General features: G+C 62.4%; 2 protein-coding genes. One reads left to right on the forward strand and one right to left on the reverse strand.

All coding sequences use genetic code 11. The features are described 5' to 3' along the window. Positions 1 to 245, forward strand: a 245-nt coding sequence (locus WAW17_RS23465; RefSeq protein ID WP_422335303.1) for a hypothetical protein, incomplete at its 5' end; no start/stop codon positions are given. Here WAW17_RS23465 and WAW17_RS23470 read toward each other — a convergent pair. Then, the coding region (locus WAW17_RS23470; RefSeq protein WP_422335304.1) for a non-ribosomal peptide synthetase at positions 240 to 1,628 on the reverse strand (1,389 nt) is incomplete at its 5' end. The two genes, WAW17_RS23465 and WAW17_RS23470, sit on opposite strands and share 6 nt — an antisense overlap.

The following is a 1,628-nucleotide window of genomic DNA, read 5'->3' on the forward strand; positions in this document are numbered from 1 at the left end:
ACATTAATCTGACTATTGGACTGAAGGAAGAGGTGTCGGTCGAAGATAATGATCGCCGGGTGAGCACGGAGGCAAGTAGCGGTGCGAGTGCTCTCGTTTTGACTGGCGCCGAACTCAATGTTTTGTCTGATGACCCGGATCAACTTGCAGCCGACCTCCAGGCATTGGTCGGGGTTGGTGGCCCCGATGTCGCTCAATTCAACGTCGATGGTTTTGACGGCGGCAAGCTTCCTCCGACCTCATGATTTCACGACCACCCGGGCCCTATCTGCGAGTCTTCGCCGCTTCGTTAACTCTTTGCGGGTCTCAGCGCGATGCTGACCGCGCTCACCCAAAGTGGGTCCGCTCCCATTCTCACCGAGGTGTTTAGCTAGAGAACCGATGGTTGGATACTGAAACAATTCCACAATAGAGATGTCTCTGCCGAGCGATTCCTGCAACTTGCCACGCCCTTTAACTATCAATAATGAGTGGCCTCCCAGATCGAAGAAATTATCGTTGACGCCTAACTTCTCAATACCGAGAAGCTGCTGCCAGACCTGGGCGATATGTTGCTCAAGCTCTGTCTTCGGCGCCACGTAAGTCTTCGCCATCTCGGCATGATCCTGTTCCGGCGCCGGCAAGCGGCGGCGGTCGATCTTGCCGTTGGGCGTCAGCGGCATCTCCGCGAGCGTCACCACCCATCCCGGCACCATGTACTCCGGCAGCCGAGCCCGCAGGTGCCGCCGCAACTCCGACGTCTCCACCTCACCCTCGCACACCACGTAGGCCACTAACTGGGTGACCGCCGCTCCAGCAGCCCCTCGCGCCACCACCACGGCTTGGCGCACCGCCGCGTGAGCGGTCAACGCAGCTTCGATTTCTCCCAACCCAACCCGGAACCCGCGCACCTTCACCTGATGGTCGGAGCGCCCCAGAAACTCGATCTCGCCGTCAGCCCGATAGCGCGCCACATCCCCCGTCCGATAGAGCCGTCCCCCAGCCTCAGATGAGAACGGGTCGGGCACAAACTTCTCCGCCGTCAACCCCGCCCTCTTCAAGTAACCCCGCCCGACACCCGCACCGCCGATGTACAACTCGCCCGAGACCCCAATCGGCACCGGCTCCATCCGCATGTCGAGCACATAGATTTGCGTGTTCGCTATCGGCCTCCCGATCGGCTCCGACGCCCCGCCCCAGCCTCGCTGGCACTCCCACCACGTCACATCCACGGCCGCCTCAGTCGGCCCATACAGGTTGTGCAACTCGCACCCGGTCTCGCCCAACTCCTCCCAGAACCGTCGCGCCAGCCCCGCCGCCAGCGTCTCCCCGCTGCTCATCACCCGCCGCACTGTGCCGCAGTGTGCCGCCACCCCAGGCTCCTCGAGGAACACCTCCAGCATCGACGGCACGAAGTGCAGCGTCGTCACCCGCTCCCGCTCGATCAACTCGGCCAGGTAGGCGGCGTCGCGATGCCCGCCCGGTCGCGCCACAACCAGCGTTGCCCCACACATTAGCGGCCAGAAGAACTCCCAGACCGACACATCGAAGCTAAAGGGGGTCTTCTGCAGCACGCGGTCATCCTCACCGAGCGCGAAGGCCGCCTGCATCCAGAGCAGGCGGTTGACGATGGCTGCGTGCGAGTTCAT

The organism is Rhodococcus sp. (in: high G+C Gram-positive bacteria) (assembly GCF_049286785.1).
In the GTDB taxonomy this organism is placed as follows: Bacteria; Actinomycetota; Actinomycetes; order Mycobacteriales; family Mycobacteriaceae; genus Rhodococcus_F.